This window comes from Stenotrophomonas sp. STEN029 (genome assembly GCF_056760015.1).
The window spans coordinates 1-25,423 of sequence record NZ_JBRREC010000077.1 but is presented as its reverse complement, the minus strand read 5'-3'; the positions used below and the strand labels follow the sequence as shown (position 1 = coordinate 25,423).

The following is a 25,423-nucleotide window of genomic DNA, read 5'->3' as shown; positions in this document are numbered from 1 at the left end:
GCGTGAGCCGCGAAGCCGATAGCAATGAAGTTGCCAGTATCTCCAGCTTGGATTGATCATCAGCTTCGCGGCTGACGCCGCGCCCACAACCGATGCGACGCGCTGCCGAGCATGGCTCGGCACTACAGGTGGGGCTTAGAACAATTCGCCTTGCAGGGACGGCTTCTTCGGCGGCAGCGGTGCGATGAACTTGCTGCAGTCCAGCCACGGCCACTGCTGGCGCGATGCGTTGAAGCCCAGGCGCTTGCTGGCCAGCTTGAAGCGGTTTGCAAGCAGGTCCGCATAGACGCCATCGCCGCGCATGCGCTTGCCGAACTGGCTGTCGTAATCCTTGCCGCCGCGCAACTGGTTGATGGTGCTCATCACGTGCTCCGCGCGCTGTGGGTAATGCGCATCCAGCCAATCGCGGAACAGCGGGGCAACTTCGTAGGGCAGGCGCAGCAATACGTAACCGGCGCTGCTGGCACCGGCATCGCGTGAGGCTTCCAGCACCGATTCCAGTTCGGCGTCGTTGATCCACGGAATAACCGGCGCCACCATCACGCCGACCGGGATGCCGGCATCACTCAAGCGGCGCATCGCACGCAGACGTGCATGCGGTGCCGAGGCGCGCGGCTCGAGCTTGGCCGACAGATGCGGATCCAGTGAGGTCACCGAGAAATGCACGCTGACCAGTTGCTGCTCGGCCAACGGCGCGAGCAGATCCATGTCGCGCTCGACCAGCGCGTTCTTGGTAATCAGCGAGAACGGATGCCGGGTTTCCTGCATCACCTCGATCAGCTGGCGGGTGATGCCCAGCTTGCGTTCGATTGGCTGATACGCATCGGTGTTGATGCCCAAGGCAATCGGCTGCGGCACATAGCCGGGCTTGGACAACTCACGCCGCAACACGTCGGCGGCATTGGTCTTGGCGAAGATCTTGGTTTCGAAATCCAGCCCCGGCGACAGGTTCAGATAGGCATGCGTCGGCCGCGCGAAGCAATACGAGCACCCGTGCTCACAACCGCGATACGGATTGACCGATTGGCTGAAGCCAACGTCCGGCGAATTGTTGCGGCTGATGATGCTGCGCGCGGTTTCCGGGCGCACGTCGGTACGCAGCCTCGCGGCAGCGAATTCCTCGCTTTCATCGACTGCCCAGCCGTCATCGACGGCTTCGCTGGTCTGGGTTTCGAAACGGCCGGGCAGGTAGGTGCTGGCACCGCGGCCCTTGATCGGGGTAGGCATGCGCCTACCCTAACGCCGGCTTGTCGCAGGATGTGCGACAAGCCGTATTCACCCGACGCCTGCTTCAGCCAGCCTTGGGCTTGATCACCAAAGTGGCGCTCATGCCGGCGCTCAGCACGGCATCGGCCGGTACCGACTGCGGATCGATGCTGACCCGCACCGGCACGCGCTGCGCCAGCCGCACCCAGTTGAACGTCGGTTCGACCTCGGCCAGCAGGTTGCTGCTGGTGGGGCCCGCCGCATCGGCGATGCCGGTGGCGATGCCTTCGACCTTGCCCTGCAGGTGCACGCCACCCGCCATCAGGCGGATATCCACGGCATCACCGCGGTGGATTTTCGGCAGCTTGGTTTCCTCGAAGTAGCCATACACCCACATGCCTTCGCTGGCGACCAGCGCCATCCGTGCCTGGCCGGCAGCGGCGTAGTCGCCTACGCGTACGTCGAGGTTGGTGATGGTGCCGTCGGCGCTTGCGCGCACTTCGGTGCGGGCCAGTTCAAGCTGCGCCTGCTGCAGCGTCACCCGCGCCTGTTGCAGGGCGGCACTGGCCTGTTGGCTGCTGGCGCTTGCGGCATGCGCACTGGCCTGTGCCTGCTTCCAGCTGGCCTGAGCAGCCTGCGCCACGGCGCGCGCATCAGCCTGCGATTCACGCGAGACGATGCCGTCGAGCTGGGCGCGGCGCTGTGCCTGTTCCTGGCGCATACGGAACTCGGCCTGGCTGGCACTGGCACCGGCGCTCGCGGCTGAGATCGATGCGCCGGCCGCGCGCGCAGCAGCTTCGGCAGCCTGCAGATCGGCTTCGGCCTTGGCGACCGCCAGTGCATAGCGGTCGCGGTCGATGACGAACAGCAGCTGGCCTTGCTTGACCAGCTGGTTGTCGTGCACAGCGACTTCGGTGACCAGGCCGGACACATCCGGCGCTATGCGCACCACCTCGGCGCGCAGGCGCGCATCGCGCGTCCACGGGCTAAGCATGTATTGGTGCCAGACCACGTAGGCAAGCACTGCGGCAAGCAGCACCACCACGCTGGTGACACCGCCTCGTATCAGGCTGGCGGTTTTCATCGGTACATCCTCGATCAGGAAAAGTGCGGCAGGAACAACAACAAGGCCATGCAGTAAACGCTGGCAAACAGGGCGACGCGCACCAGCGAGGGGTGCAGCGCGCGGCGATACAGGCCAACCCGGCCCAGGCCGTAATCCAGCAGGCCGAATACCGGCAACAACAGCACCACCAGCACCAGCGCGCCGGGGAAATAGATGTCGCCGATGGATACTTCAAACGGCATGGCGGGCCTCCTTCAGGCGTTGCTGGCGGCGCGAGCGCTGCACATAGGCAGCCAGCACCGAGGCGCTGTCGTCCAGGCTCATCCGCAGCAGATACAGGTGATCACGCACGGCGCGCAGCGCCTGCGGTTGTGGGCCCACCAGTTCATCCAGTGCGGCATCCACGCTGGCCTTGGCATCGCGCAGGGTGCGCGCTTGTGGTTGGCGGTAAAGCTGGCCGAGCAGCGCCAGCGCCTTCTCAATCTGTGCGTGCAGCGTGGCTGGCAGTTGTTGCTCGGCCAGATCGTGGCGAAGGTCGATCGCACAATGCCCGGCTTCATGCACCAGCAAGGCCCATTCGAACAATTGCCGTGACGGCCGGCTGCCCGGTGCGGTGCGGCTGGCCACCTGCTGGAACAGTTCGCGGCTGACGCTTTCGAACTTCGGCAGCAGGCCGGGCAAGGGCGCGCTTACCGCCAACTGCACCTGCGCACGCAGACGTTCCAGCAGGCGTCGCTGGCGTTGTTTGCTGCCGGGCAGGCCCGGCACCAGCATGAACACACCGGTGGCGATGAAGGCGCCAACTGCCAGCGTCAGCGAGTTGTCCAGATAGGTCTGTGCGCTGGGGTGGAAATGCGGGCCCATGTTCCACGAGACCAGGATGCCGACGTTCAAGGCCATGCCGATTACCGCGAAGCGCGGTCGGGTGGAGATGTACAGCGAGGCGATCATCGATGGCAGGGTCAGCAGCACCAGCATCGGGAAGTTCGATGCCAGCGCCATGGCGATGAAGCCAGGTAGTGCGAAGAACGGCGCGATCACGTGGCCGATGGTGGCGCGCCGTACCACCCACAACGGGTCTGGTGCCGCCGAAGACATCGCCACCAGCGCCGCCATGCCGAACACCGCCAGGCCGCCCTGGTTCCAGCTGCTGCTCAACCACAGCAGCGACAAGGCCAGCATCACCACGAAGCAACGCACGCCGGCCAGGGCAATCGCATACCAGTCGTTGGCGCGGGTGAAGCGCACTTTGCTCAAGCGCGGCGCGCGTGCGCGCAGGCGGCCGTTGCCGGTTTCCATGCGTGCCTTGGCGCCCAGATAGGCCTGCAGCTCTTCGGCGAAGCGACGCACCAGCAAGGTGCTGGCGTCGAAACCGGCTTGCAGGTCCATCGGCAATGCGCGCCTTTCGCGGGCAAACACGCCGTCGAGTTGTCCACACCAATGCTGCAAGGCCTTGGCCAGGGCCGGCACGTCATCGCGTAGCGCGCTGTCGTCCAGCAGCTGCGACAGCGGCTTCAGGCTTGCCCGTATCGCCGCGAGCAGGGCGTCGTCCTTGCTGCGGCGCAGGCGATCGATATGGTGGTGCAGCGCCTGGAAGCGCGAGGTGGCCGCCATGAAGTGCTGGTTGATCAGCTTCAGCTGGCCGTTGTTGCTGCGCAGGATCGGGTCGTCGAACCAGGCCATGGCACGCAGGTCTTCGAAGTTGATCGCGCCTTGCACCACCCGGCTCTGGGTGCGCTCGATCACTTCAAAGCCGTGCAGGCGGCCACCGATCGCATCGGCGACGAAGCCAAGGAAGTCGTTGAGGTTGCCGTCATCGGCCGCGCGCAGGCCGGCACGCAGGCGGTTGGGCCACAGCACGTCGAACACCACACTGCTCACCGCCATGCCGAGCAGCACCTCGCCGGTGCGCTCCAGCGCGCTGTTGAGGATGTTCTGCGGGTGGTTGAGCACCGGGAACACGATCATCGCCACGGTGTAGCCTGACAGCACGAAGCCATAGGACGCCATGCCGCGGCTCCACACCGAGCCACCGGCACAGAAGCCGGCCCACAAGGCCATCACCGTCACCAGGGCCACCGGGCTTTGCGGGAACAGCGACACCATCAGCACCGCCATCGCACAGCCCACCACGGTACCAACGCCACGGTAGAAGGCCTTGGCCAGCACCATGCCGGTATTGCGGTTCATCACCACCAGCACGGTGATCATCGCCGTGCCAGGCGAACTCATCCCCAGCCGCATCGCGATCCACCCGGACAGGTACAAGGCCACCAGCACCTTGCCGATATACGCCCACACCGCGCGTTCGCCGCTCATGGCCTGGGCGAAGGCGTGCAGCCAGGTGTTGCCGTGGGAGCTCGGCGCGCCCGGCGTGTACTCAGCCGGTCGGGTGCTCATGGTTGTTGTTCCAGGCCCATCAGGATGCGGGTCAGCACGGCTTCGGTGTGGCGCAGTTCGGCCGGCTCGACGCCGCTGAAGAAGCGCTGCAGCTGCTGGATCACCGCCGGCATCACCTGCTCGATCAGCTGCTCGCCGGCCGGGCTCAGGCGCACCACCAGCTTGCGCCGGTCCTCGTCGCTGGGCTCACGGCTGACCAGACCCTTGGCCAGCAGCTGGTCGATCAGGCGGGTGACATTGGACGACTTCTCGCTGGCGGCCTCGCTGATCTCCGACGGGCTCAGGCCCTGCTCGGAGCCGTCCAGCATCATCAGCACGTTGTACTCCGGGTGGGAGATGCCGTACTCACGCATCAGCTGGTTGCCGTGGTCGCAGAACAGCTTGTGCACCAGCTTGATCAACCGCGCCAACATGGCCTGGTCGCGCGGGAAACCGGGGTGGCGGGCACTGCTGATCGCCAGCTTCTGATCGATGCTGGCGTAGCCCCCGGCGGCGGGAATGGGTTTGTCCATCTCGGTATATTACATTTATGTATTAAATGATGCAACGCACAAATTGAAGCTCGCCTTTGTGGGAGCGGCATAAGCCGCGAAGCTGACATTTCCGCCGCGCAAAGTGCATACCCGATTCCATGGCTGCCGAACGCTTTCGACGCCGGATCCAGCGGTGGCTTCGCGGCGGACGCCGCCCCCACAACAATGAGGCGAGGGGTGCCGTCGCCCGGCAGGTGCGCAGCGGCCCCTGGCGTCATCAGCCATGGCTAGAATCGGAGGATGCGCGAAGCCCTCCAAGACCTGTGGACAAGTCTGTCCAGCATTCCCCACGTCGCCCAGATCCTGGCCGCCGCCTATGTCACCTATCTGCTGGTGCTGGCCTGCTACATCGTGCTGCAGAAGCGCGAGCCGGTCGCGACGCTGAGCTGGATCCTGTCGCTGGCGGCGCTGCCGTATATCGGCCTGTTCGTGTTCTACCTGTTCGGGCCGCAGAAGATCGTGCGCCAGCGCCTGCGCCGCGGTCGTTCGCGCGAGGGAATGAGCACCTATGATGCAGTGTGTCCACCCGATGCCAACTGCACCGAGCTGGCGCGGGTGGGGCAGGCCACCACCGGGCTGTCGCCGAGCACCGCCACCGATGTCGACTGGTTGCTGGATGGGGCGGCGACCTATGCCGCCATCATCGACGCCATTGGCAAGGCACGCCGCCACGTCAACCTGGAGTACTACATCTTCGAACCGGACCATGCCGGCACCGCCATGCGTGACGCGCTGGTGGAGCGCGCCCGCGCCGGCATCAAGGTGCGCTTGCTGCTGGATGCGGTGGGTTCGTCGAAAGTCGGCCGGAAGTTCCTGCGGCCGCTGCTCGATGCCGGCGCCGAGGTTTCCTGGTTCCATCCACGCCAGCTGCTCAAGCCACTGAAGCGGCCTTGGCTGAACATGCGCACCCACCGCAAGCTGGTGGTGGTGGACGGCGAGGTCGCCTTCACCGGCGGCATCAACGTCACCGACGAGGAAGACGACAGCCGTAACCCGAATGCGTATCGCGACCTGCACATGCGCATCCGCGGCCAGGTTGTCCACAGCCTGCAGCTGGTGTTCCTCGAAGACTGGATCTACGCCACCGAACAGGGTCCGGAGCTGTTCGAGCGCGGCGACCTGTTCCCGGCCGATGTGCCTACCCGCGCGCAGGGCAGCATCGATGCGCAGGTGCTGGTGTCCGGCCCGGATTCGGCCTGGGAGCCCATCCATCGCCTGCACGTCGCCGCCATCCAGGAGGCCAAGCGCCGCGTCTGGCTGGTGACGCCGTATTTCGTTCCCGGCGAGGCGGCGCGCATGGCGCTGACCTCGGCTGCACTCGGTGGCCTGGACGTGCGCCTGATGGTTCCGAAGCAAAGCGATTCCAGGTTCGTCACCCTGGCTGCGCGCTCCTATTTCGATGAATTGCTGGAAGCCGGCGTGCGCATCTTCGAGTACGGCCCGCGCATGCTGCACAGCAAGGCCTTCATCGCCGATGACGACACCTGCATCGTCGGCACCGCCAACTTCGACCACCGCAGCTTCCGGCTCAATTTCGAGCTGTCGATGATGTACACCGACCTCAAGCTCACCGGCGAACTCGAAGCCATCCTGCGGGCCGAATTCGACAGTGCCGAGGAAGTGCAGTTGCTCCGCGACCGCTCGCTGTGGCGCAAGCGCCTGCCGGAGGCCTTCGCGCGCCTGGCGTCGCCATTGCTATAGGGCAGGGCCGCCGGCAAGGCGCTGCACTGGCTTGATTCGGACCGAAATACCCTGAATGAAGTCCGCTTGTTTCGCTGAACCTACCGGCTGTCCGGTACAGCGGCCAAACCCGTGTCCATGCATGGAATCGGTGCTGCCAGCGCCGTTACACTGCACGCCTCTGACAGGGAGATCGTCATGTACTGGCTGTTTCTATTGCTCGCGCTTGGCGCGTTCCTGCTTGCCTTTTCCACCACCCACAGCTGGCTGCTGGTGCTTGCCCTGCTGGCTGCATTGGTTTTTCTGCTGCTGTGGGTAAAGGGACTGTACGTCGCACGCTTTGGCGGCGTGAGTTCGGAGCCGCGTCCCCTGCATGCCGCTGAACTGCAGGCGCTGCGTGCACAGCTGCAGGCCAAGGCCGATCCCACTGCTGCGGCACCGGTTACTCCGATCGTGCAGCCACCTGCCAGTCCCTCGGCCACTGCCGGCGACCGCGAGCTGCCGCAGCCATGACGGTGCTCAGCGTCAACGTCAACAAGATCGCGGTGCTGCGTAATTCGCGCGGCGGCAATGATCCGGATGTGGTGCGGGCAGCAATGACCTGCCTGCGCGCGGGCGCCCATGGCATCACCGTGCACCCGCGTCCGGACCAGCGTCACATCCGCGCTGGCGACGTGCTGATGCTGTCTGCACTCACCCAGCAACACGGGGTGGAATTCAATATCGAAGGCAATCCGTTCGCACCGGCGCGCGAGGGCTACCCCGGCCTGCTTGAGTTGTGCGAACAGACCCGTCCGGCGCAGGCAACGTTGGTGCCCGATAGCGATGGCCAGCTCACTTCCGACCACGGTTTCGACTTCAGCCGTGATGGCGAGCGTCTGCGGCCCTTGATCGCCACGCTGAAATCCCTGGGTTGCCGGGTCAGCCTGTTCGTGGATGCCGGCAACCCTGACATTGCCCAGGCCGCCGTGCTCGGGGCCGATCGCGTCGAGTTATACACAGGTCCCTACGCCGAAGCGCATGCAGCAGGAGACCCTTGGGAATCCCTGGCGCTGTTCGCCGATGCCGCCCGCCGCGCCCAGGCCGCAGGCTTGGGCGTCAATGCCGGCCATGACCTGTCGCAGACGAATCTGACCGCGTTTCTGGCCCACGTTCCGAACGTGCTGGAAGTGTCCATCGGCCACGCCCTGATCAGCGAAGCCTTGTATACCGGGCTGGAAGCAAGCGTGGCGGGCTATCTCGCAGCCATTGCCGAAGCCGAAGACCTGCGCAGGTAAGCCAGGCACCAGCTCCCTCAAAAACGCCGCGGCTGGCAGCAGTCGCCCGCTGTTTCCAGGCCAAGCCGTTGTGCCAACCGGTCTGACGAAAGCACCGGCAGTACGCCAGACCCGCTCGAGCCGTGGCCTGGTGAAATAGCATCCACATACTTATCCACATACGTTTGCACAGCGTTTCGTAGGGACCTGCCTGAACCACTCAGCGTTGTGGATAGGCTGAAAATGCCGTTGCCAAGCAATCCAGCGCCAGGCTTGCATTGACTCCGGACGGGGGTTTATCCACAGGCTACAGACCGGCTCTGGAAGTGCTGCAGGCGACCTGTTGTAGCCGGTCATCCCAGTCGACGTACACAGACCTTCATCAGGCCCAGGCAGCGCCGCGCGTGCTGGGGTCTACTCCAGTGCTCACCAGACGGGCTCTGGACTACTCCTCAGATTCTGGATTTTTCAGCGAAATTGACAGAGTTTTCCGTCTTTTCTGGCCAATTTTCCGCCCATGACTGCGCACCAAACTGTGCCTGGCAACGGCTCGCTACCAAACTACCGAGTTTTTGAGCATGGGGCGCTACGCAGTCGCCCGCGCACGAATTGCACCCGCCAGATCGTCTGGCAGGCCGCGTTATCTGCGGAATGCGATGGTTATCCACACGGCGCGTTACAGAGGGGCAGGGCAGGGTTGCATCCGGCGCACCGACCGCTCCCATTCGATTTATCCACAGTGCCGAAGGAGCATTCGCGGTCGCCCCGTGATCAGTGGGCGATCGGTTTCCACGTGGATCGCGTCTGAGTAATCCACAGGCTGGTTGCGGACTTCATTCAAGTCCCACGCCACTGCAGGCGTCCATCCACAGGCAACTGTGGGTAAGTCGCTGCGACGACGCGCAAGGCGGAGGTTGGGGCGCCGGATCGCAACAATCCCCGGGCCGCGCGGCGTAGAGCGCGGCTGGGTGCAGCCCTTCTGCTCTTCCTGGGTTCCGATATGCGTCGGTCAGCCACTGGATCAGTTCTGATCCGCATCAGCACGGCCCCGCCGCCCGGCACAGGAATCTTCGGCGGACAGCGTGGCGATGGTTGGCAAGCTGCGCTTCTTACTCCCTGGACGGGAGCGGGACTTGATGGCAAAAAAAAACGCCCCCGCAAGGAGGGCGTTTTCCAGTCGCGTCATGACTTGGTGTTGCAGTATTGCTTACTGCACGAAGCCAATCTTCTTCATCTGAGCGTTCTTCGCCTGGGCCAGGATCTTGGCCATGACGTCGTACTCCGAATCCGGGCTTGCTTCGATGCGAAGTTCCGGCTGGTTGGTCGGATCCTTCTGTACTTCTTCTTCCATCTTCTGCTGCAGATCGCCCACGTTCACCGGACTGTTGTTCCAGTAAACCTGGTTGCTGGCGTCGACGCGGAGGTCGATCGGCGGCGGCGGCTCACGCAGCTGCGGCGGCGGGTTGATCACACGCTGCGGCAGATCCACGGCGATCGGGTACGTCATGATCGGCGCGGTCACGATGAAGATGATCAGCAGAACCAGCATCACGTCCACGAGGGGCGTGACGTTGATGTCGGCCATTGGGCCCCTGTTTCCACCACTACTGAATGCCATGGCTTATTGCCCCTTTTCTTTGGTGGCAACGAAACCGACGTCCAGCATGCCCTGGCCCTGCGCGATCTTGGTGACCTCGTTGATCACCTTCATCTTGGTGGTCTTGTCACCACGCAGATTCAGCGGCGGCTGCGGCGTCTGCTGGGCAGCAGTCGCGAAACGCGACTCCAAGGTCTCCTTCGAGACCTCTTCGTCGTTCCAGTAGAGCTTGCCGTCTTCCTTGACCGCCACCGTAATCGGATTCTTGCGATCAGGCGCATCTTCCGGGTTCTGGATCAGGTTGGCTTCCGGCAACTCCACCTTGACCTTGTGGGACATCAGGGGAGCCGTGATGATGAAGATGATCAGCAGCACCAGCATCACGTCCACGAGGGGAGTGACGTTGATGTCGGCCATTGGGCCGCTGCTGTTACCACTACTGAAAGCCATAACGGGCTCCGTCTATATCGTTGCGAAGACTTACTCGACGTACCGGATTAGCGAACGCGCGAACCGGTGGCGAAGAAGTCGTGCAGATCGTGAGCGAAGGTGTCGAACTTGCTGACAGTCGCGCTGTTGATCTTGCTGAAGAAGTTGAAGGCGAACACGGCCGGGATAGCCACGAACAGACCGATCGCGGTCATGATCAGTGCTTCACCCACCGGGCCGGCAACGGCGTCGATCGAGGCCGAACCAGTTGCACCGATCTTGATCAGCGCGCCGTAGATGCCCCACACGGTACCCAGCAGACCCACGAACGGAGCGGTTGCACCGACGGTGGCCAGCAGGATCATGCCGCCCTGCAGCTTGTTGGATTCGCGGGTCACGGCCTGACGCAGGGCGCGGTCAACGAATTCCGAACGGCTCAGGGTTTCCGAAGCACCAGCCTGCTGGTGGTGGGCAGCAGCCTGGGCTGCGTCCAGAGCGATCTTGGAGAACGGCTCCGAAGCCGGCTGCTCTTCCATGGCGCGGATGGCGTCCTGTGCGTTCGGGGCATCCCAGAACTGCGACGGCACGCGATCAGCAGCCGACTTCAGGCGAGCGGTGCGGAAGATGTTGATGACGGTCCAGTACCAGGACATGGCCGACATGATCACCAAGGTCAACAGAACCACCCAGGAGACGGCGAAGTCGCCCGGCTTGGTGGTCATTTCGTGGATCAGATGCTCGAAGCCCATCTGCGAGAGAGCGTTGTTTGCGTTGCCCCCGGCAGCAGCGGCGATGAAAATTTCCTGCAGCATGACGCTTACCTTTGTTGTGTGTGGTGTTAAAGGGTGTAGCTAATGTTGACCTGACCTGGTGGCGGCTATCAAAGCCGCCCCCTGGATCAGCTCAGCGCAAAGTTGACCGGGACGCGGACGCGACCAGCTGCCTTCGATCCACCGCTCTGGGCGGGGTTGAACTTCCACTTACGCGCCGCTTCCATTGCAGCTCGGTCGAGGTCGCGGTTGCGGCTGGACTTCTCGACAGACACATTGGTGACGTTGCCGCTGGCATCGACATCAATGATCAGGATGACCTCGCCCTGGATACCGGCACGGAATGCAGCCGGCGGGTAACGCGGCGGGTTCATGGCCTTGGACGAGATGTCGACGCTGGCCTGGATATCAACCGGCGGTGACGGCGGCGTCGGCGGCGACGGCGGCGTGACCACGTCGTTCGGACGCGGTTCCGGCACGTCGATCACCGGTGCTTCCGGCGGCGGCGGCAGCGGCGATTGCTTCGGCGGCGCCAGGTTCTTTACCGGCGGCGGCGGGGTGTCCTGCGGCGGCGGCGGCGGCGGCGGCGGTGGCGGCGGCGGAGCGTCGACCAACGTCACCATGACGTTGCGTTCCTTCTCCGCAGCTGCCTTGGGGGCAACGGCCGGGATCAGGAGCATCATCAGGGCTGCGAGATGCAGTGCGATTACAAATGCGATACCCGCGATACGCGGCCAGCTCAGGCCCGTTTCTTTCTGGGTGTCATACCTGTGGTGGAAGACCAGTTGTTCCGTCATGCGCCAAGAACTCTTTAGTGGGGTCGGGGTGGTGGTGTGAAGCCACCCCTGATTCAGCGGTGCATGACACCGCAGGAACCTCCAAGCTTATACCAATCCTGACCAGCTGCGCATCTAAATTGCAGCCGTTCAGGCGTTATTCCTGCTTACTTCAGGTTGATGATTTTGTTTGCATCTGCCGGGTTTTTGACACCCTTGGCCAATGCATCACGCGCTGCCTGCTTGGCTTCCGGAATGCGCCCTTCCGAGTGCAGGACCTTGGCCAGGTTCAGGTAGGTTTCACCGTCCTTGGACAGCGGGGCCGCGTTCTTCCAGGCGTCGATCGCCTGCGGCACCTGCTCGGTGTAGTAGTACGACTGCGCCAGGGCCAGGTAGGTCTGGTAATCCGGCTTGAGGATGCCCTTGGAGATACCCTCGTTGATCACCGCAATGACGTCCCGTTCCTTGTTGTCGGTGTTGGCGTAGATCGAGTACAGCTGCTTGTACTCGCGCTCTTCCGTGAGCTGTCCGGCCGCGCGCAGCTTGTCCATCACTGCGGCAGCCTGTTCCATCTGATCGGCCTGCATGTACATGCTGGCCAGGTTGAGCTGGGCCTTCTTGTCGGCCGGGTTCTTGGCCGCCAGCGCCTCTGCTTCCTTTACTGCCTCACCGGTCTGGCCGGCTTCGGAGTAGGCCGCCATCAGCAGCTGGTTCCAGTTGTCCTTCGGCTCGGGCGTGGCAGCGATGGCCGCCTTCAGCACCGGGATAGCCTCGGCATACTTTTCGCTCTGGTACAGCGCCTGGCCCTTGATGATCAGTTCTTCGGGCTTGTTCGACTTCGACTCGGCGAAGTATTTGTCCAGGTTGGCCAGGCCTTCCACCAGCTGGTCATCCTGCAACTGCAGCTGGGCCAGCATCAACATCGCCTGGTAGTGGCCGTTGTTGTCCAGCTGGTTCAGCGCGATGGCCTGCTGCAGGTACTGCTTGGCAGCGGCGTTGTCATCAAGGTTGTAAGCGCCCTGCGAGGCCAGCTGGTTGGCAACGGCCTTGTCGTAATCGTTGGCATCCGGCGACGCGATGATCTCATCGGCGAGGGTGCGGGTCTCCGCGAATTCCTGCTTGTTGTAGGCAGCGAACAGCTTGTTGAGCTTGCTGCCCATCTTCGAAGAGGCCTTGCCCTTCGGCTCCACGCGGGTGGCTTCCGGGAACAGTACTTCAGCCTTGGCGCTCTCCTTGCTGCCCCGACGCTCGGACGAGCGCGACTGCGCCGCAGCGTCAGCGACGACAACACCACCCAATGCAGTGGCGATGAGGATGGAGAGCACGGCGTGCTTTTGGCTGCGGAAGATCATGTTTCACCTCGAAGGGGCCGCCGGGGCGGTAGAAATTCAAACTGTCGGAACGGGACCGAGCACGCAAACGTATCAGAAATTATTTGACGGAGAAATCACTTCTGATGGTGTACTGCAGCATTTTCCTACAACTAACCACAGCGCGGGACTACACCGGAACGCCTAGCCTGCTGAAATACAGGCTCCAACGCAGGTGTGTCACGTTGCAACTCACGGATACGGTTGGCCGGGTCTGGATGGGTGGAAAGCCACTGCGGGGAACGATTTCCGCTGGCTGCCATCATGTTCTGCCATAGATTCACAGCTTGTGAGGGGTCAAACCCGGCCTGTGCCATCAGACGTTGCCCCACCACATCAGCCTCACTTTCCTGAGTTCGCGAACCGGGCAGCAGGATCAGGCCTTGTGCGCCCATGCCTCCGAACTGGTTGACGGCGCTGGCGGCGGTATCCCCGTAGGCCGCGCCAGCCAGCGCGCCGAGGATGCCCAAGCCCATCTGCGTACCCTGCTGTCGCGTAAGCCGCTCTTCGTGATGACGCGAGATCACATGGCCGATTTCATGGCCGATCACCGCCGCCAGCTGATCCTGGTTCTTTGCCACGGTGAAGATGCCGGTATTCACCCCAACCTTGCCGCCAGGCAGGGCAAAGGCGTTGGGTTCCTTGTCGACGAATACTGCGGTTTCCCACCGTACGCCATGGTATTGCTGCGGCAGCTGCGCCACCAAGGCATTGACCACGCATTGCACGTAGGCGTTCTGCTTGGCATCACGGTTGAGAGTCTGCTTGGCCTTGGTTTCTGCAAAGGCCTGTGCGCCGAGCTGATCCAACTGCTGCTGCGAAATGCCACCTATGACCTGGCGTCGCCCGGTAGGCGAGGTGGTGGTGGCGCATGCGCTGAGCAACAGCGCGGCAACTACGGCTAGTCCGACAGCTTTCATCCGGGATCCCCTCGTTCACGTCTGCAGTGTGCGAGTGTCTTGCTTAATTTTTCGTCAACCGCTGGTGGCTTTATTGCGTACCGAACAGCACCATCGCCGCCAAGGCGACCGCGTTGTTCAGCGCATGGGCGATTACCGCCGCCCACAGCGTTCCTGTCCTGCGATAAACCCATGCAAACGCAGCGCCCATGCCGCCGTATATCAACCACAGCTGCAGCATCGCCGGGAAGCTGTTGGGGCTGGTGCCGGGGATCTCGTGCACCAGGGCAAATGCCAAGCTGCTGAGCACGATGCCCAACAGGGGACGGTTCGCGGCCCACAGGCGTCCGAACAACACGCGACGGAACAGTAATTCTTCGTAAGCCGGCGCCAACACCACCGCGAAGACGATCAGGAACAGTGGGTATTGCGCCCACGCCTGCTGCATCAGCAACAGGTTGGTTGGCACCGGCTCCACGCCCATCTGCTTGGCGATCCAGCCAATCCCGCTGCTGCCGAGAAAAACACAGGTAGCGACAACTGCGATCCAACCCCAGGTCGATGCACGGCGCATGGCCTGATGTGATTGCGCACGCTCAGCCGGAGTGGCGCGACGGCGCAGGAAGTAAAGCAGCAATGCCGCACCACCGGTGGATACCAGTGCAATCAGCATCTGCGGCAAGGCACCGGGCGTGCCCAAAGCGGTTGCCAGCTCTGCTGCTGCCGGCGCAGCACCATCGCGCGCAGCCTGCATGCCAACTTCGACACCACGCCACAACGCCCACACCAGACCGCCCAGCACACTCAGGAACAACAGCGTGGCAATGCCGATCAACAGATCCAGGGCAAAGCCGAGCAGCGGCGAACCAGGTTTGGAGAGGGCAGGGGAGGACGAGGAGAGCGGTACGTCGGGAAGAGTGGACATCGCGGACCTGGCAGTGGCTCGATGGAAAGTGGGCGCCGTTGCCGGCGCCCACACTGACGGTTGCGCTGGATCAGATATCCAGGTTGGTTACCTTCAGCGCATTGCTCTCGATGAAATCACGACGCGGTTCCACCACATCGCCCATCAAGGTGCTGAAGATCTGATCGGCTTCAACAGCGTCTTCGATGCGAACCTGCAATAGACGGCGCGTATCCGGATTCACCGTGGTGTCCCACAGCTGCTCGGGGTTCATTTCACCCAGGCCCTTGAAGCGCTGGATCTGGCGTCCCTTCTTGGCCTCCTCCATCAACCAGGCCTGGGCCTGCGCGAAACCGGTGATCTCGGCAGACTTGTTACCGCGGTTGATGGTGGCGCCTTCACGTACCAGCCCATGCAGCAACTGCGATGCCACGTGCAGTTGACGCAGTTCGCCGGATTCAAATGCAGCCAGCGGCAGCACCTGGGTGTGTTCCTCACCCATGTGACGACGGGTGACCAGCACCGCAGCCGGACGCTGCTCATTCGGTTCCTGCAGGACCAGGCTGAAACGCGGCGTGCCCAGGCTGCCCTGGTTCAGGCGCTTGGCCAATGCAGCCAGGCCTTCGTTCTCGCCGGCGCTGCGCAGGTGCTCAAGATCCATCGGAGTGAAATCGACCAGCGTCTCCAGCAGGCTGCGGTCATAGCGGTGCGCGTTGCGGTTGATGGTTTCCTGCGCGGCAGCGTAGGTCATCAACAGCTTTTCCAGGGCCACACCCTCGATCGGCGGCTCGCCAGCAGCCGGAATCAGCGCCGCGTTTTCCACTGCGTTATTGGCCAGATACGCATCCAGCGCCGGGTCATCCTTCAGGTACAACTCGGTCTTGCCCTGCTTGATCTTGTACAGCGGCGGCAGGCCGATATACACAAAACCACGCTCGATCAGCTCCGGCATCTGCCGGTAGAAGAACGTCAACAGCAGCGTACGGATGTGCGCGCCGTCGACGTCGGCGTCGGTCATGATGATGATCTTGTGGTAACGCAGCTTGTCCGGGTTGTACTCATCGCGGCCGATGCCGGTGCCCAGTGCGGTGATCAGGGTACCGACCTGGTCGGAGGACAGCATGCGGTCGAAACGGGCGCGTTCCACATTGAGGATCTTGCCGCGCAAGGGCAGCACCGCCTGGTTCTTGCGGTTGCGGCCCTGCTTGGCCGAGCCACCTGCCGAGTCACCCTCGACGATGAACAGTTCGGACAGCGCAGGATCCTTTTCCTGGCAATCGGCCAGCTTGCCCGGCAGACCGGCGATATCCAGTGCGCCCTTGCGGCGGGTCAGGTCGCGGGCCTTGCGCGCGGCTTCGCGGGCACGGGCTGCGTCGACGATCTTGCTGGCAATGGCCTTGGCTTCGTTCGGGTTTTCCTGCAGGAACTCTTCGAGCTTGGCGCCGAAGGTGCTTTCCACCGCCGGCTTGACGTCGGAGCTGACCAGCTTTTCCTTGGTCTGGCTGGAGAAGCTCGGGTCCGGCACCTTCACCGACAACACCGCGATCATGCCTTCGCGCATGTCGTCGCCGGTGAAGCTGATCTTGGCCTGCTTGGCGATGCCGCTCTGCTCGATGTAGTTGTTGAGCGTGCGGGTCAGCGCGGCGCGGAAGCCAGCAAGGTGGGTACCGCCGTCCTTCTGCGGGATGTTGTTGGTGAAGCAGTACATCGTTTCCTGGTAGGAATCGGTCCACTGCAGCGCAACCTCGACCACGATGCCATTGGCTTCGCCGGTTACCGCGATGACATTCGGGTGCAGCGGGGTCTTCACCTGCGCCAGGTGCTCCACGAAGCTCTTGATACCGCCTTCGTAGTGGTAATCGTCGCGACGGCCTTCACCGCGCTCATCCACCAGGGTGATGTTGACGCCGGAATTCAGGAAGGACAGCTCACGCAGGCGACGGGCCAGGATTTCGTAATGGAATTCCACATTGCCATGGAACGCCGTCACCGACGGCCAGAAGCGCAGCATGGTGCCGCGGCGATCACTGGTTTCCAGCTGCTTGAGCGGAGTAACCGCGGCGCCGTCGGCGTATTCCTGCTGGTAGTGGAAGCCACCCTGGTAGATATCCAGCAGCAGCTTCTGCGACAGCGCATTGACCACGCTGACGCCGACGCCGTGCAGGCCGCCGGAAACCTTGTAGCTGTTGTCGTCGAACTTGCCGCCTGCATGCAGGACGGTCATCACCACTTCGGCAGCGGAGACTTCGCGATCGAGCTTCTGGCTCATCTGCGCATGCTTGCCGACCGGGATACCGCGGCCGTTGTCTGCCACCGACACCGAGCCATCGGCATGGATGGTGACCAGTACGTTGTCGGCATGACCGGCGAGGGCTTCGTCGATGGAGTTGTCGACAACCTCGAACACCATGTGGTGCAGGCCAGTGCCGTCATGGACGTCGCCGATGTACATACCGGGACGCTTGCGAACAGCCTCCAAGCCTTCCAATGCGGTGATGCTGTTGGCGTCGTAATTGCCGTTGTTGACCGGGGTGTTCTGTTCTTCGCTCATTGCGCTTGCCGTAGGCTCCGCAGGTCATGCGCCATTCCGTGGAACGGGCATGAGAGATAGGGGATGACGTTCCGATTATACCTGCCGGGGGAATTTCCGCCCTGAAGGCTCAACTCGCGGCTTTGATGGTGCCATGTTCCACGTGGAACACAGCCGCCGGACTCAATTCTGCTTGCAGTGCAGCGGGCGTTTCGGTTGCAGTGATGAATATCTGCGCAGGCGTTGCCGCCAGATACTGCAGCACGCGGTGTTGGTGATTGCAGTCCAGCTCCGAACCCAGGTCATCCAGGGCGACTACCGGCCATTCGCCACGTTGGCTGGCGTAATCGTCGGCTTGCCCGAGCAGGCAGGCCAGGGCGGTGAGTTTGGCTTGCCCGCGGGATAGCGCATCACGGCCGGGAATCTGCGTGAAACCAACGCTCCAATCGGCCCGATGCGGGCCAACCGAGGTATAGCCGGCGCTACGGTCGCGCTCGCGGGCCAGCAACAGGGCATCGCCCAGCGACATTTCGTGCCGGCGCCAGCCTGGCTGCAGTTCCAGGGTACTCATCTGCAGGCCTGGAGCCAGATCTGCAGCGATTGCGACCGCTCGATCCTGCAAACGCTCCAGGTAGTGCTGGCGACGAGAGGTCAGGGGGGTGCCCGCCTCGGCAAGCTCCCAATCCCAGGCATCCAGCTGTTTGCCAGGGGCGCCCATCTTCAATAGCGCATTACGCTGCTTCAAGGCCCGCGTGTAACGCCGCCAGAGGGGAAGAAAGTCAGGTTCCACGTGGAACAATCCCCAATCGATGAAGCGCCGACGGGGTTCACTGCCGCCACTGACCAAAGCATGGCTGCCCGGTTCGAAGGTAACAACGGCCAGCGCAGCGCAGAGATTTCCCAGTTGCGCCACGTCTTCGCCGTCCAAACGGCCTTTCCAGACCTGTCCGCTGTGCCGCAACCCTGCCCGACGCGTTGAGACGCCGAGTTCTGCGTCGCTACGCTCCTGCCATTCAACGAAAACATCCAGATTCTCAGCGCCTTTCTGCACCAGCCCGTCCCGGACCCGGCCTCGGAAGCTACGGCCATAGGCCATCAGGTGCAGGGCTTCGAGCACGCTGGTCTTGCCCGCGCCATTGGCGCCGGTAATCAGGTTGATTCCAGGACGGGGAGCCAGTTCCACCGAATCGAACCGACGTACGCGGTTCAAGGCAACACGGACGATATGCATTGACGCTCGAAAGAAAGCACGACGCCAGCACGGGACGCGTGGCAGGCCATGCGCAGCTTAATGCATCCGCAAACTTTGAGCAGGCCTCATCAACAGAGCAGATGCGTTGGCTGAACCTATGCCGGTCTGTGCCACGTGGAACATGCAGGATTTCTTCAAATCTGAGTGATGGGCAGGGCAGCAGCTCTGCAGATTTCACGAAAACATGCTGCTTTTGAGGAATGTATAGGTTCGGGTACAAACCCTGTGTATAAGTTGGGCAATCTGTGGATAAGATTGGCCTTGAGAGCTCCCTCTGAGCTTATCCACAGATATCCACAGGCTAGAAGGCCTGTTTTACAGGGGGTTTCATGGCCAATAAAACATTGCAAAACAATAAGTTAATGTAGTTTTACATAAAATCTGCTCCTACCATCACCACCAAGCTTTTGATTTATTCTCAGATTTAAAGCATAGAGCTGAGAAAACAGGCAACCAGATAAGGCGAAAAAGCAGAGCTTCGAATCCTTGATTTCCGGGAGCTAGAATCCAGCGACTGGAATCAGATTTGAAGAAATCCGAGGTCGATCTGAGCCGGCCATCGCGTCTGCCTGTCTTGCCCTTCCCAGCTGCCCTGGTCCTGGGCCAGATTTCTTGAATTCTGATTGCTTCGCGAGGGTCCCAGCTCTCGGATTTCACGGATTGAGCTGCTGCCGGCGGTCTGCCAATAGGGCTGCGCGCTCGAATCTGGAGAGTAGCTCCAAAGCATCGAGAGCCTTTGCTTGCTGAGCTGAGACCACGTCAATCTGGACGCTCAGCGGAACCATGCCTTGTCCATGGCTACTCGAGCGACAGGAGAGGCAAGGGCCTCTGGGGAAGAAGGAGTTCCCCGCTAGCGATGAAACGATCGGCTCAGACAAGAAATCCACCAACGGATCACGATGAGTTTCGAGGCTGTGGTAAAGCTGATCGCACGAACTGGAACCAAGCGTCTGGATGCTGCTGAGGCACTCGCAGCCTGTCGCGACTGCTGCATGAAACCAAAGAGTTCACAGCTGCCAAATATCCACCTCGGCTTCACTGCTCCCAGATGAAAGAGATTAGACAGGCCTGCCGAACACCCTAAAGCCAGCAAATTTTCGGATTTTGCCCCGGCTGTTCCACGTGGAACCTCAGCCAGAATCCAAGCCACAAAAAAGCCCGGCATTGAACCGGGCTTCTTCGTGTTCCACGTGGAACCGGCAGGTCAGAGACGCAGCGGCATCACCACATGACGCGACTTCTCGCTGCTGGCTTCACGCACCAGTGCCGAGGAGTTGGAATCACGCAGCTGGATGACAACGTGCTCATCGCGCAGTGCCGACAGGGCATCAAGCAGGTAGTTCACGTTGAAGCCGATGGCCAGATCGCTGACCACGGTATCGGCTTCGATTTCTTCCTGGGCTTCTTCCTGCTCCGGGTTGTGCGCGCTGATCTTCAGCTGGCCCGGGGTCACTTCGACGCGAACGCCGCGGTACTTCTCGTTGGAAAGAATTGCCGCACGCTGCAGCGAAGCACGCAGGGTCTCACGCTCAACCTTCACTTCGCGGTCGGCACCGATCGGGATCACTGCTTCGTAATCCGGGAAACGGCCGTCGATCAGCTTCGAGGTGAAGGTGACATCGTCGCGCTTCATGCGCACGTGGCTACGGCCGACTTCCAGCTCGACCTCACGATCGCCGCCTTCCAGCAGACGCTGCAATTCGGTCACGCCCTTGCGCGGCACGATGATCTGGCGCTTGGCGCCGTTATCGGTTTCCAGCGCGGTTTCGCACAGCGCCAGGCGGTGCCCGTCGGTTGCAACGCAGCGCAGGATGCTGTCGCGCAGGTCGAACAGCAGGCCGTTGAGGTAATAGCGCACGTCCTGCTGCGCCATTGCGAACGCAGTGCGCTCGATCAGTTCCTTCAGCGCTGCTTCCGGTACGACGACGCGCTCGGTGGCTTCAACTTCGTCAACCGACGGGAAGTCATTTGCCGGCAGGGTCGCCAGAGTGAAACGGCTGCGTCCGGCCTGGACGGTGATCTTGTCGCCGGTCTGCGAAACCGTGATGCGGCTGCCATCGGGCAGGGCACGGATGATTTCGAACAATTTGCGTGCCGGGATCGTGGTTTCGCCGTCCTGGGCATCCTCGACCGCGATGCGGGAGACCATTTCGACTTCCAGGTCGGTGCCGGTCAGCGAAAGCTGGCCGCCTTGAACCTGGACGAGGAAATTGGCCAGAACCGGCAGGGTCTGGCGGCGTTCAACCACGTTGACGACCTGGGCCAACGGCTTGAGAAAGGCTTCGCGCTGCAGTGTGAAACGCATGTGGTTTCGTGCCCCTATGCTTTTAAAAGATGTGGATTAAATCAAAAGCTTGGTGGTGCTGGTAGAGCCAGATTTGGCTTAAAACACACCTAAGTGTTTGTTTTTAAATAATTTATTGAAGCTGAAACCCATGTATTACTGACGCTGAGCTGGTGGGGGAACCTGTGGATAATTTTGCCGCGGATTTGCCGACCAATTTTATCCACAACTTCTCCAAAACCTGCCCCCGAATCATGCACCGTTTTGTGCGATGACGCCGCAGTGGTGTCGGTGCATCATTCGCTCCACTTCCGGCCCAGACCTCGCTGCCCCAATGGTTTTCCCACCTGTTTCATCGATGAGTGTTCCAACAGGGCAGCGCAGGGGCTTACTCGCTGAGCTTGCGGATCAGCTTTTCCCAGTCCTCGCGCAGCTTGCCGTCGGTTTCCATCAACGTGCGGATCTGGCGGCAGGCGTGCAGCACCGTGGTGTGGTCGCGGCCGGCAAACGCATCGCCGATTTCCGGCAGGCTGTGTTCGGTCAGTTCCTTGGTCAGCGCCATGGCGACCTGACGCGGACGGGCCAGTGAACGGGTGCGGCGCTTGGACAACAGATCCTTGATCTGCAGGCCGTAGTAGTCGGCAACCGTTTTCTGGATATTGGGAATGCTGATGGCTTGTTGCTGGGCACGCAGCAGATCGCGCAGGGTTTCCTGGGCAAACTCGGTGGTGATCGCGCGGCCGGTGAAATTGGCGCGGGCAGTCAGCGTATTGAGCGCACCTTCCAGATCGCGCACGTTGGAGCGCATCTTCTTGGCGATCAGGAACGCCACGTCGTCCGGAATCTCGGCGCCGCGTTCGCGGGCCTTGGCCAGCACGATGGCGGCACGGGTTTCAAAGTCCGGCGGCTCGATGGCGACCGACAAACCCCAAGCCAGACGTGATTTCAGGCGGGCTTCCAGGCCTTCCACTTCGCGCGGGTAGCGGTCGCAGGTCAGGATGATCTGCTGCTTTCCGTCAAACAAGGCATTGAAGGTGTGGAAAAACTCTTCCTGGGTGCGGTCCTTGCCGGCGAAGAACTGGATGTCATCGATCAGCAGCGCATCGACCTGCTGGAACTGGCGCTTGAACTGGTCCATGGACTTTTCCTGCAGCGCACGGATCATCGCGCTGAAGAACTGTTCCGAACGCAGATACAGCACTTTTGCCGCCGGATTGGCCTGGCGCATGGCATTGCCAGCAGCCAGCATCAGGTGGGTCTTACCCAGACCGGTGCCGCCGTACAGCAGCAGGGGGTTATGCGCACGATCGCCCGGCTTCTGCGCCGCCTGGAAGGCCGCGGCCAAACCGAGTTGGTTGCTGCGGCCTTCGACGAAATTGGTGAAGGTGTAGTGGGCGTCGAGGTTGCCGTTGAACGGCACCACCGGCGCAGCCGGCACGGAAGTGGCACTCGGGGCGACCAGCGGGGCCGGTTCCGGCGCCCGCGGACGCGAGCCGATTTCCAGGATCACTTCACCGAAACCGGCGAAATGGGTCAGCAATTCGCCGATGCGCGGCAGGTAGCGTTCGCGCACCTGGTCGACGATAAAGGCATTGGGCGCGTACAGCACAAGGCTGTCAGCGCGTTGGTCGGCCTGCAGCGGCTTCAACCAGGTGTGGACATCTTCGGGCGGAAATTCCGCCTCCAGACGTTCGAGACAACGTGTCCAGGCATCCATCAGCAATAGTCGTCAAAGGCTTGCCAGCCGGGCGCAGAAAGCCGCCGGGCCACAGGCCGGAAGGGGGAAAGTGGATGGCCCAGACTACCACCGCAGGCCCGATGCGGGAATGCTTGTCCCAGTTTTATTCACAGGCTCATCCACAAGATGTACACCGGGCTGTGGATAGCTTTGTCAAGCGAGACTTGACGTGACCCCGGTAGGGTCTATAGAATTTCCGGTTCTTTCCGTCCACTTCATACAGGTGCCCCAATGGCCACCAAGCGCACGTTCCAGCCCAGCAACCTCAAGCGCAAGCGCGATCACGGTTTCCGTGCTCGTATGAAGACCGCCGACGGCCGCAAGATCCTGTCGCGTCGCCGCGCCAAGGGCCGCAAAGTCCTCAGCGCTTGATTGCGTTGCCGCGTGAAGCGGCAATCGCAACACCGATCGTGATCAGTACTTGCCCGCGCAAGCGATTCCCTCGCTCTGCGCGGGTTCGTACGCGTGCCGAATATACAACGGTCTTCAACGGCGCCCGCCGTGTATCCGAACCCTTGATGACACTCCACTGGTTGAAAGGGGATTCCTCTGCTCGACTCGGCTTGGCTGTGTCACGCAAGGTGGATACGCGTGCGGTCGGTCGTAACCGTATCAAGCGTGTGTTGCGGGATGCAACACGCCATCTACGGTCGTGCCTGAGCGGTGGCGATTACGTCATCGTTGCCCGATCCGCGGCCAAGACCGCCAGTAATCAACAGATCCGTGAGGCGTTCGAGCGCCTGCTGCGCCGTGCCGGCGCATTGCCCGTTGTGGCTGCGGGCGGCACAATGCCGCCGCACGAGGGCGCACCCGCCCCTCTTCCTTTGAACGTACCGGACACTTCCTCCGGTCGAGCCGAGCCTGCCTGCTGATGAACCAGACCCGTGTATTCCTGATTTTTGCCTGGCTGATGGTAGCCGTGCTGCTGTGGATGGAATGGGGTCGCGAAAAGGCCGCACCGGATCCGGCAACCGTGGCCACCACCCAGCCGGCCGTGCCGGGCGCCAATGACGTCGATCTGCATGCACCGGCCACCGCCGACGTGCCGCAGGCCACCGTGCCGGGCCAGCCTCCTGTCTCCGCCGCACCTGCAGGCATGGAGGCTGCCACCAGCGCCCAGCGCGTAACCGTCACCACCGACGTACTGAAGCTGGTGCTCGACGGCCGCAGCGTGCTTGACGCCGATCTGCTGCACTTCCCGCAGACCAAGGCCGCTGGCAGCCCGCCGGTGCAGCTGCTGACCGAAGACAAGGCACACCCGTACAGCGCCACCGCCGGTTGGGCCAGCCAGAACAACTCGCCGGTGCCCGGCGCCAACGGCTTCCAGCCGGTGCAGGGTGTCACCACCGTCGCCCTGGCTGACGGCCAGAGCGAAGTGCAGGTGCCGTTCGTCTGGAACGGCCCGAACGGCGTCAGCATCCATCGCACCTACACCTTCAAGCGTGGCGATTACGCCATCAGCGTGAAGGACGAAGTGGTCAATACCGGCACTGCGCCGTGGCAGGGCTATGTGTTCCGCAAGCTGGACCGCGTGCCGCCGGTGATCACCAAGGGAATGACCAACCCGGACTCCTTCAGCTTCAATGGCGCCACCTGGTTCAGCCCGGCTGATGGTTACCAGCGTCGTGCGTTCAAGGACTACCTGGAAGACGGCACCATCAACCAGACCATCAGTGGTGGCTGGGTGGCGATGCTGCAGCACCATTTCTTCACCGCCTGGATTCCGCAGGCTGACCAGTCCGCGCTGTACCTGCTGTCGCAGAACGGTCCGCGCAACGTGATCGAAACCCGCGGACCCGGCTTCACCGTGGCACCGGGCCAGAAGGTCAGCACCGAGGCGCGCCTGTGGGTGGGCCCGAAGCTGGTCAACCAGATCGCCAAGGAAGACGTGAAGGGCCTGGACCGCGTGGTCGATTACAGCCGCTTCTCGATCATGGCCATCATCGGTCAGGGCTTGTTCTGGGTGATGAACCAGGTGCACAAGCTGGTCGGCAACTGGGGCTGGGCCATCATCGGCCTGGTGATCCTGTTGAAGATGGCGTTGTTCCCGCTGGCCAATGCGCAGTTCAAGTCGCAGGCCAAGATGCGCAAGTTCCAGCCGCGCATCGCGCAGCTGAAGGAGCGCTACGGCGACGACAAGCAGAAGTTCCAGACCGCAATGATGGAGCTGTACAAGAAGGAGAAGATCAATCCGCTGGGTGGCTGCCTGCCGCTGCTGATCCAGATGCCGATCTTCTTCGCCCTGTACTGGGTGCTGGTGGAGTCGGTGGAACTGCGTCAGGCACCGTGGCTGGGCTGGATCCAGGATCTGACCGCGCGTGATCCGTACTTCATCCTGCCGATCATCAACATCGCGGTGATGTGGTTCACCCAGAAGCTGACCCCGGCTGTGGGCATGGACCCGATGCAGCAGAAGATGATGCAGTTCATGCCGCTGGTATTCGGCGTGATGATGGCCTTCATGCCGTCCGGCCTGGTCCTGTACTGGGTGGTCAACGGCGGCCTGAGCCTGCTGCAGCAGTGGTGGATGATCAAGAAGCACGGCGAAGACGCGCCGAGCAAGGCGATCGAAGCCAAGTAAGCAAAAGCCCGCCGCAAGGCGGGCTTTTCGCATGTGGGGGGAGGTAACAGCGCGTCGATCGGGTGTCCGGCTGTTTGTAGGAGCGGCGTCAGCCGCGAAGCAGGCACAGCATCAGATTGCACAGCTGCGAAGGGCTTCAGCAGTATCGGCTT

Annotated in this window: 22 protein-coding genes; 6 read left to right on the top strand and 16 right to left on the bottom strand. The window is 62.2% G+C overall.

Features of this window, described 5'->3' with window-relative positions; genetic code table 11:
• Positions 1-135: 135 nt before the first annotated feature.
• The 5 genes from ACVOLI_RS15690 to ACVOLI_RS15670 all read right to left on the bottom strand — a co-directional run bounded on the left by ACVOLI_RS15690 (position 136) and on the right by ACVOLI_RS15670 (position 5,184).
• Positions 136-1,227 (bottom strand): PA0069 family radical SAM protein, encoded by a 1,092-nt coding sequence (locus ACVOLI_RS15690; protein ID WP_481615125.1) that lies wholly within the window; start codon positions 1,225-1,227, stop codon positions 136-138.
• 64 nt (positions 1,228-1,291) lie between these two features.
• A complete protein-coding gene (locus tag ACVOLI_RS15685) occupies positions 1,292-2,290 on the bottom strand; it encodes an HlyD family secretion protein (RefSeq protein ID WP_481615124.1) in 999 nt (332 codons plus the stop codon).
• Positions 2,291-2,304: 14 nt separating this feature from the next.
• On the bottom strand, positions 2,305-2,514 hold the full coding sequence (locus tag ACVOLI_RS15680; RefSeq protein WP_481615123.1) for a DUF1656 domain-containing protein: 210 nt from the start codon (positions 2,512-2,514) through the stop codon (positions 2,305-2,307).
• On the bottom strand, positions 2,504-4,672 hold the full coding sequence (locus ACVOLI_RS15675; RefSeq protein WP_481615122.1) for an FUSC family protein: 2,169 nt from the start codon (positions 4,670-4,672) through the stop codon (positions 2,504-2,506). The genes ACVOLI_RS15680 and ACVOLI_RS15675 overlap by 11 nt, the downstream gene beginning before the upstream one ends.
• Entirely contained in the window at positions 4,669-5,184 is a 516-nt protein-coding gene (locus ACVOLI_RS15670) for a MarR family winged helix-turn-helix transcriptional regulator (protein ID WP_481615121.1), read from the bottom strand. The genes ACVOLI_RS15675 and ACVOLI_RS15670 overlap by 4 nt, the downstream gene beginning before the upstream one ends.
• 261 nt (positions 5,185-5,445) lie before the next feature.
• On the opposite strand from ACVOLI_RS15670, the gene cls reads away from it, so the two are divergent.
• The 3 genes from cls to ACVOLI_RS15655 all read left to right on the top strand — a co-directional run bounded on the left by cls (position 5,446) and on the right by ACVOLI_RS15655 (position 8,162).
• Positions 5,446-6,906 (top strand): cardiolipin synthase, encoded by a 1,461-nt coding sequence (gene cls / locus ACVOLI_RS15665; protein WP_296247356.1) that lies wholly within the window; start codon positions 5,446-5,448, stop codon positions 6,904-6,906.
• 177 nt (positions 6,907-7,083) lie between these two features.
• On the top strand, positions 7,084-7,398 hold the full coding sequence (locus tag ACVOLI_RS15660; protein ID WP_481615120.1) for a hypothetical protein: 315 nt from the start codon (positions 7,084-7,086) through the stop codon (positions 7,396-7,398).
• On the top strand, positions 7,395-8,162 hold the full coding sequence (locus ACVOLI_RS15655; RefSeq protein WP_481615119.1) for a pyridoxine 5'-phosphate synthase: 768 nt from the start codon (positions 7,395-7,397) through the stop codon (positions 8,160-8,162). Before ACVOLI_RS15660 ends, ACVOLI_RS15655 begins: the two co-directional genes overlap by 4 nt.
• Before the next feature lie 1,186 nt (positions 8,163-9,348).
• Here ACVOLI_RS15655 and ACVOLI_RS15650 read toward each other — a convergent pair.
• The 11 genes from ACVOLI_RS15650 to dnaA form a co-directional block, all read right to left on the bottom strand.
• Entirely contained in the window at positions 9,349-9,759 is a 411-nt protein-coding gene (locus ACVOLI_RS15650; RefSeq protein WP_282268368.1) for an ExbD/TolR family protein, read from the bottom strand.
• A gap of 3 nt (positions 9,760-9,762) precedes the next feature.
• On the bottom strand, positions 9,763-10,188 hold the full coding sequence (locus ACVOLI_RS15645; protein WP_282268370.1) for an ExbD/TolR family protein: 426 nt from the start codon (positions 10,186-10,188) through the stop codon (positions 9,763-9,765).
• Positions 10,189-10,235: 47 nt separating this feature from the next.
• Positions 10,236-10,979: a TonB-system energizer ExbB gene (gene exbB / locus ACVOLI_RS15640; RefSeq protein ID WP_057629874.1), complete on the bottom strand. Its 744-nt coding sequence runs from the start codon at positions 10,977-10,979 to the stop codon at positions 10,236-10,238.
• Positions 10,980-11,065: 86 nt separating this feature from the next.
• On the bottom strand, positions 11,066-11,734 hold the full coding sequence (locus tag ACVOLI_RS15635) for an energy transducer TonB (RefSeq protein ID WP_481615118.1): 669 nt from the start codon (positions 11,732-11,734) through the stop codon (positions 11,066-11,068).
• 146 nt (positions 11,735-11,880) lie between these two features.
• Positions 11,881-13,065, bottom strand: coding sequence for a tetratricopeptide repeat protein (locus tag ACVOLI_RS15630; RefSeq protein ID WP_481615117.1), 1,185 nt, complete (start codon positions 13,063-13,065; stop codon positions 11,881-11,883).
• A 131-nt stretch (positions 13,066-13,196) separates the two neighbouring features.
• Positions 13,197-14,003, bottom strand: coding sequence for a M48 family metallopeptidase (locus ACVOLI_RS15625; RefSeq protein ID WP_481615116.1), 807 nt, complete (start codon positions 14,001-14,003; stop codon positions 13,197-13,199).
• 70 nt (positions 14,004-14,073) lie between these two features.
• Positions 14,074-14,907, bottom strand: a complete 834-nt coding sequence (locus ACVOLI_RS15620) for a CPBP family intramembrane glutamic endopeptidase (RefSeq protein ID WP_481615115.1) — start codon at positions 14,905-14,907, stop codon at positions 14,074-14,076.
• Between the two features lie 70 nt (positions 14,908-14,977).
• On the bottom strand, positions 14,978-17,437 hold the full coding sequence (gene gyrB, locus ACVOLI_RS15615; RefSeq protein WP_481615114.1) for a DNA topoisomerase (ATP-hydrolyzing) subunit B: 2,460 nt from the start codon (positions 17,435-17,437) through the stop codon (positions 14,978-14,980).
• Positions 17,438-17,546: 109 nt separating this feature from the next.
• Complete coding sequence (recF, locus tag ACVOLI_RS15610; protein WP_481615113.1) at positions 17,547-18,647, bottom strand: DNA replication/repair protein RecF; 1,101 nt, start codon at positions 18,645-18,647, stop codon at positions 17,547-17,549.
• 1,225 nt (positions 18,648-19,872) lie between these two features.
• The gene (gene dnaN, locus ACVOLI_RS15605; RefSeq protein ID WP_481615112.1) at positions 19,873-20,973 is read right to left on the bottom strand and encodes a DNA polymerase III subunit beta; all 1,101 of its coding nucleotides are present in this window, start codon (positions 20,971-20,973) and stop codon (positions 19,873-19,875) included.
• A gap of 367 nt (positions 20,974-21,340) precedes the next feature.
• A complete protein-coding gene (gene dnaA / locus ACVOLI_RS15600) occupies positions 21,341-22,669 on the bottom strand; it encodes a chromosomal replication initiator protein DnaA (protein ID WP_282268384.1) in 1,329 nt (442 codons plus the stop codon).
• A 252-nt stretch (positions 22,670-22,921) separates the two neighbouring features.
• Here dnaA and rpmH point away from each other — a divergent pair, with 252 nt between their 5' ends.
• Genes rpmH through yidC form a run of 3 tightly spaced genes read left to right on the top strand, consistent with a single transcriptional unit; the run spans position 22,922 to position 25,271 of the window.
• Positions 22,922-23,062, top strand: a complete 141-nt coding sequence (gene rpmH, locus ACVOLI_RS15595; RefSeq protein ID WP_006404565.1) for a 50S ribosomal protein L34 — start codon at positions 22,922-22,924, stop codon at positions 23,060-23,062.
• Entirely contained in the window at positions 23,059-23,562 is a 504-nt protein-coding gene (gene rnpA, locus ACVOLI_RS15590; protein WP_481615111.1) for a ribonuclease P protein component, read from the top strand. Before rpmH ends, rnpA begins: the two co-directional genes overlap by 4 nt.
• Positions 23,562-25,271, top strand: a complete 1,710-nt coding sequence (gene yidC / locus ACVOLI_RS15585; RefSeq protein WP_481615110.1) for a membrane protein insertase YidC — start codon at positions 23,562-23,564, stop codon at positions 25,269-25,271. The genes rnpA and yidC overlap by 1 nt, the downstream gene beginning before the upstream one ends.
• Positions 25,272-25,423: the final 152 nt, after the last annotated feature.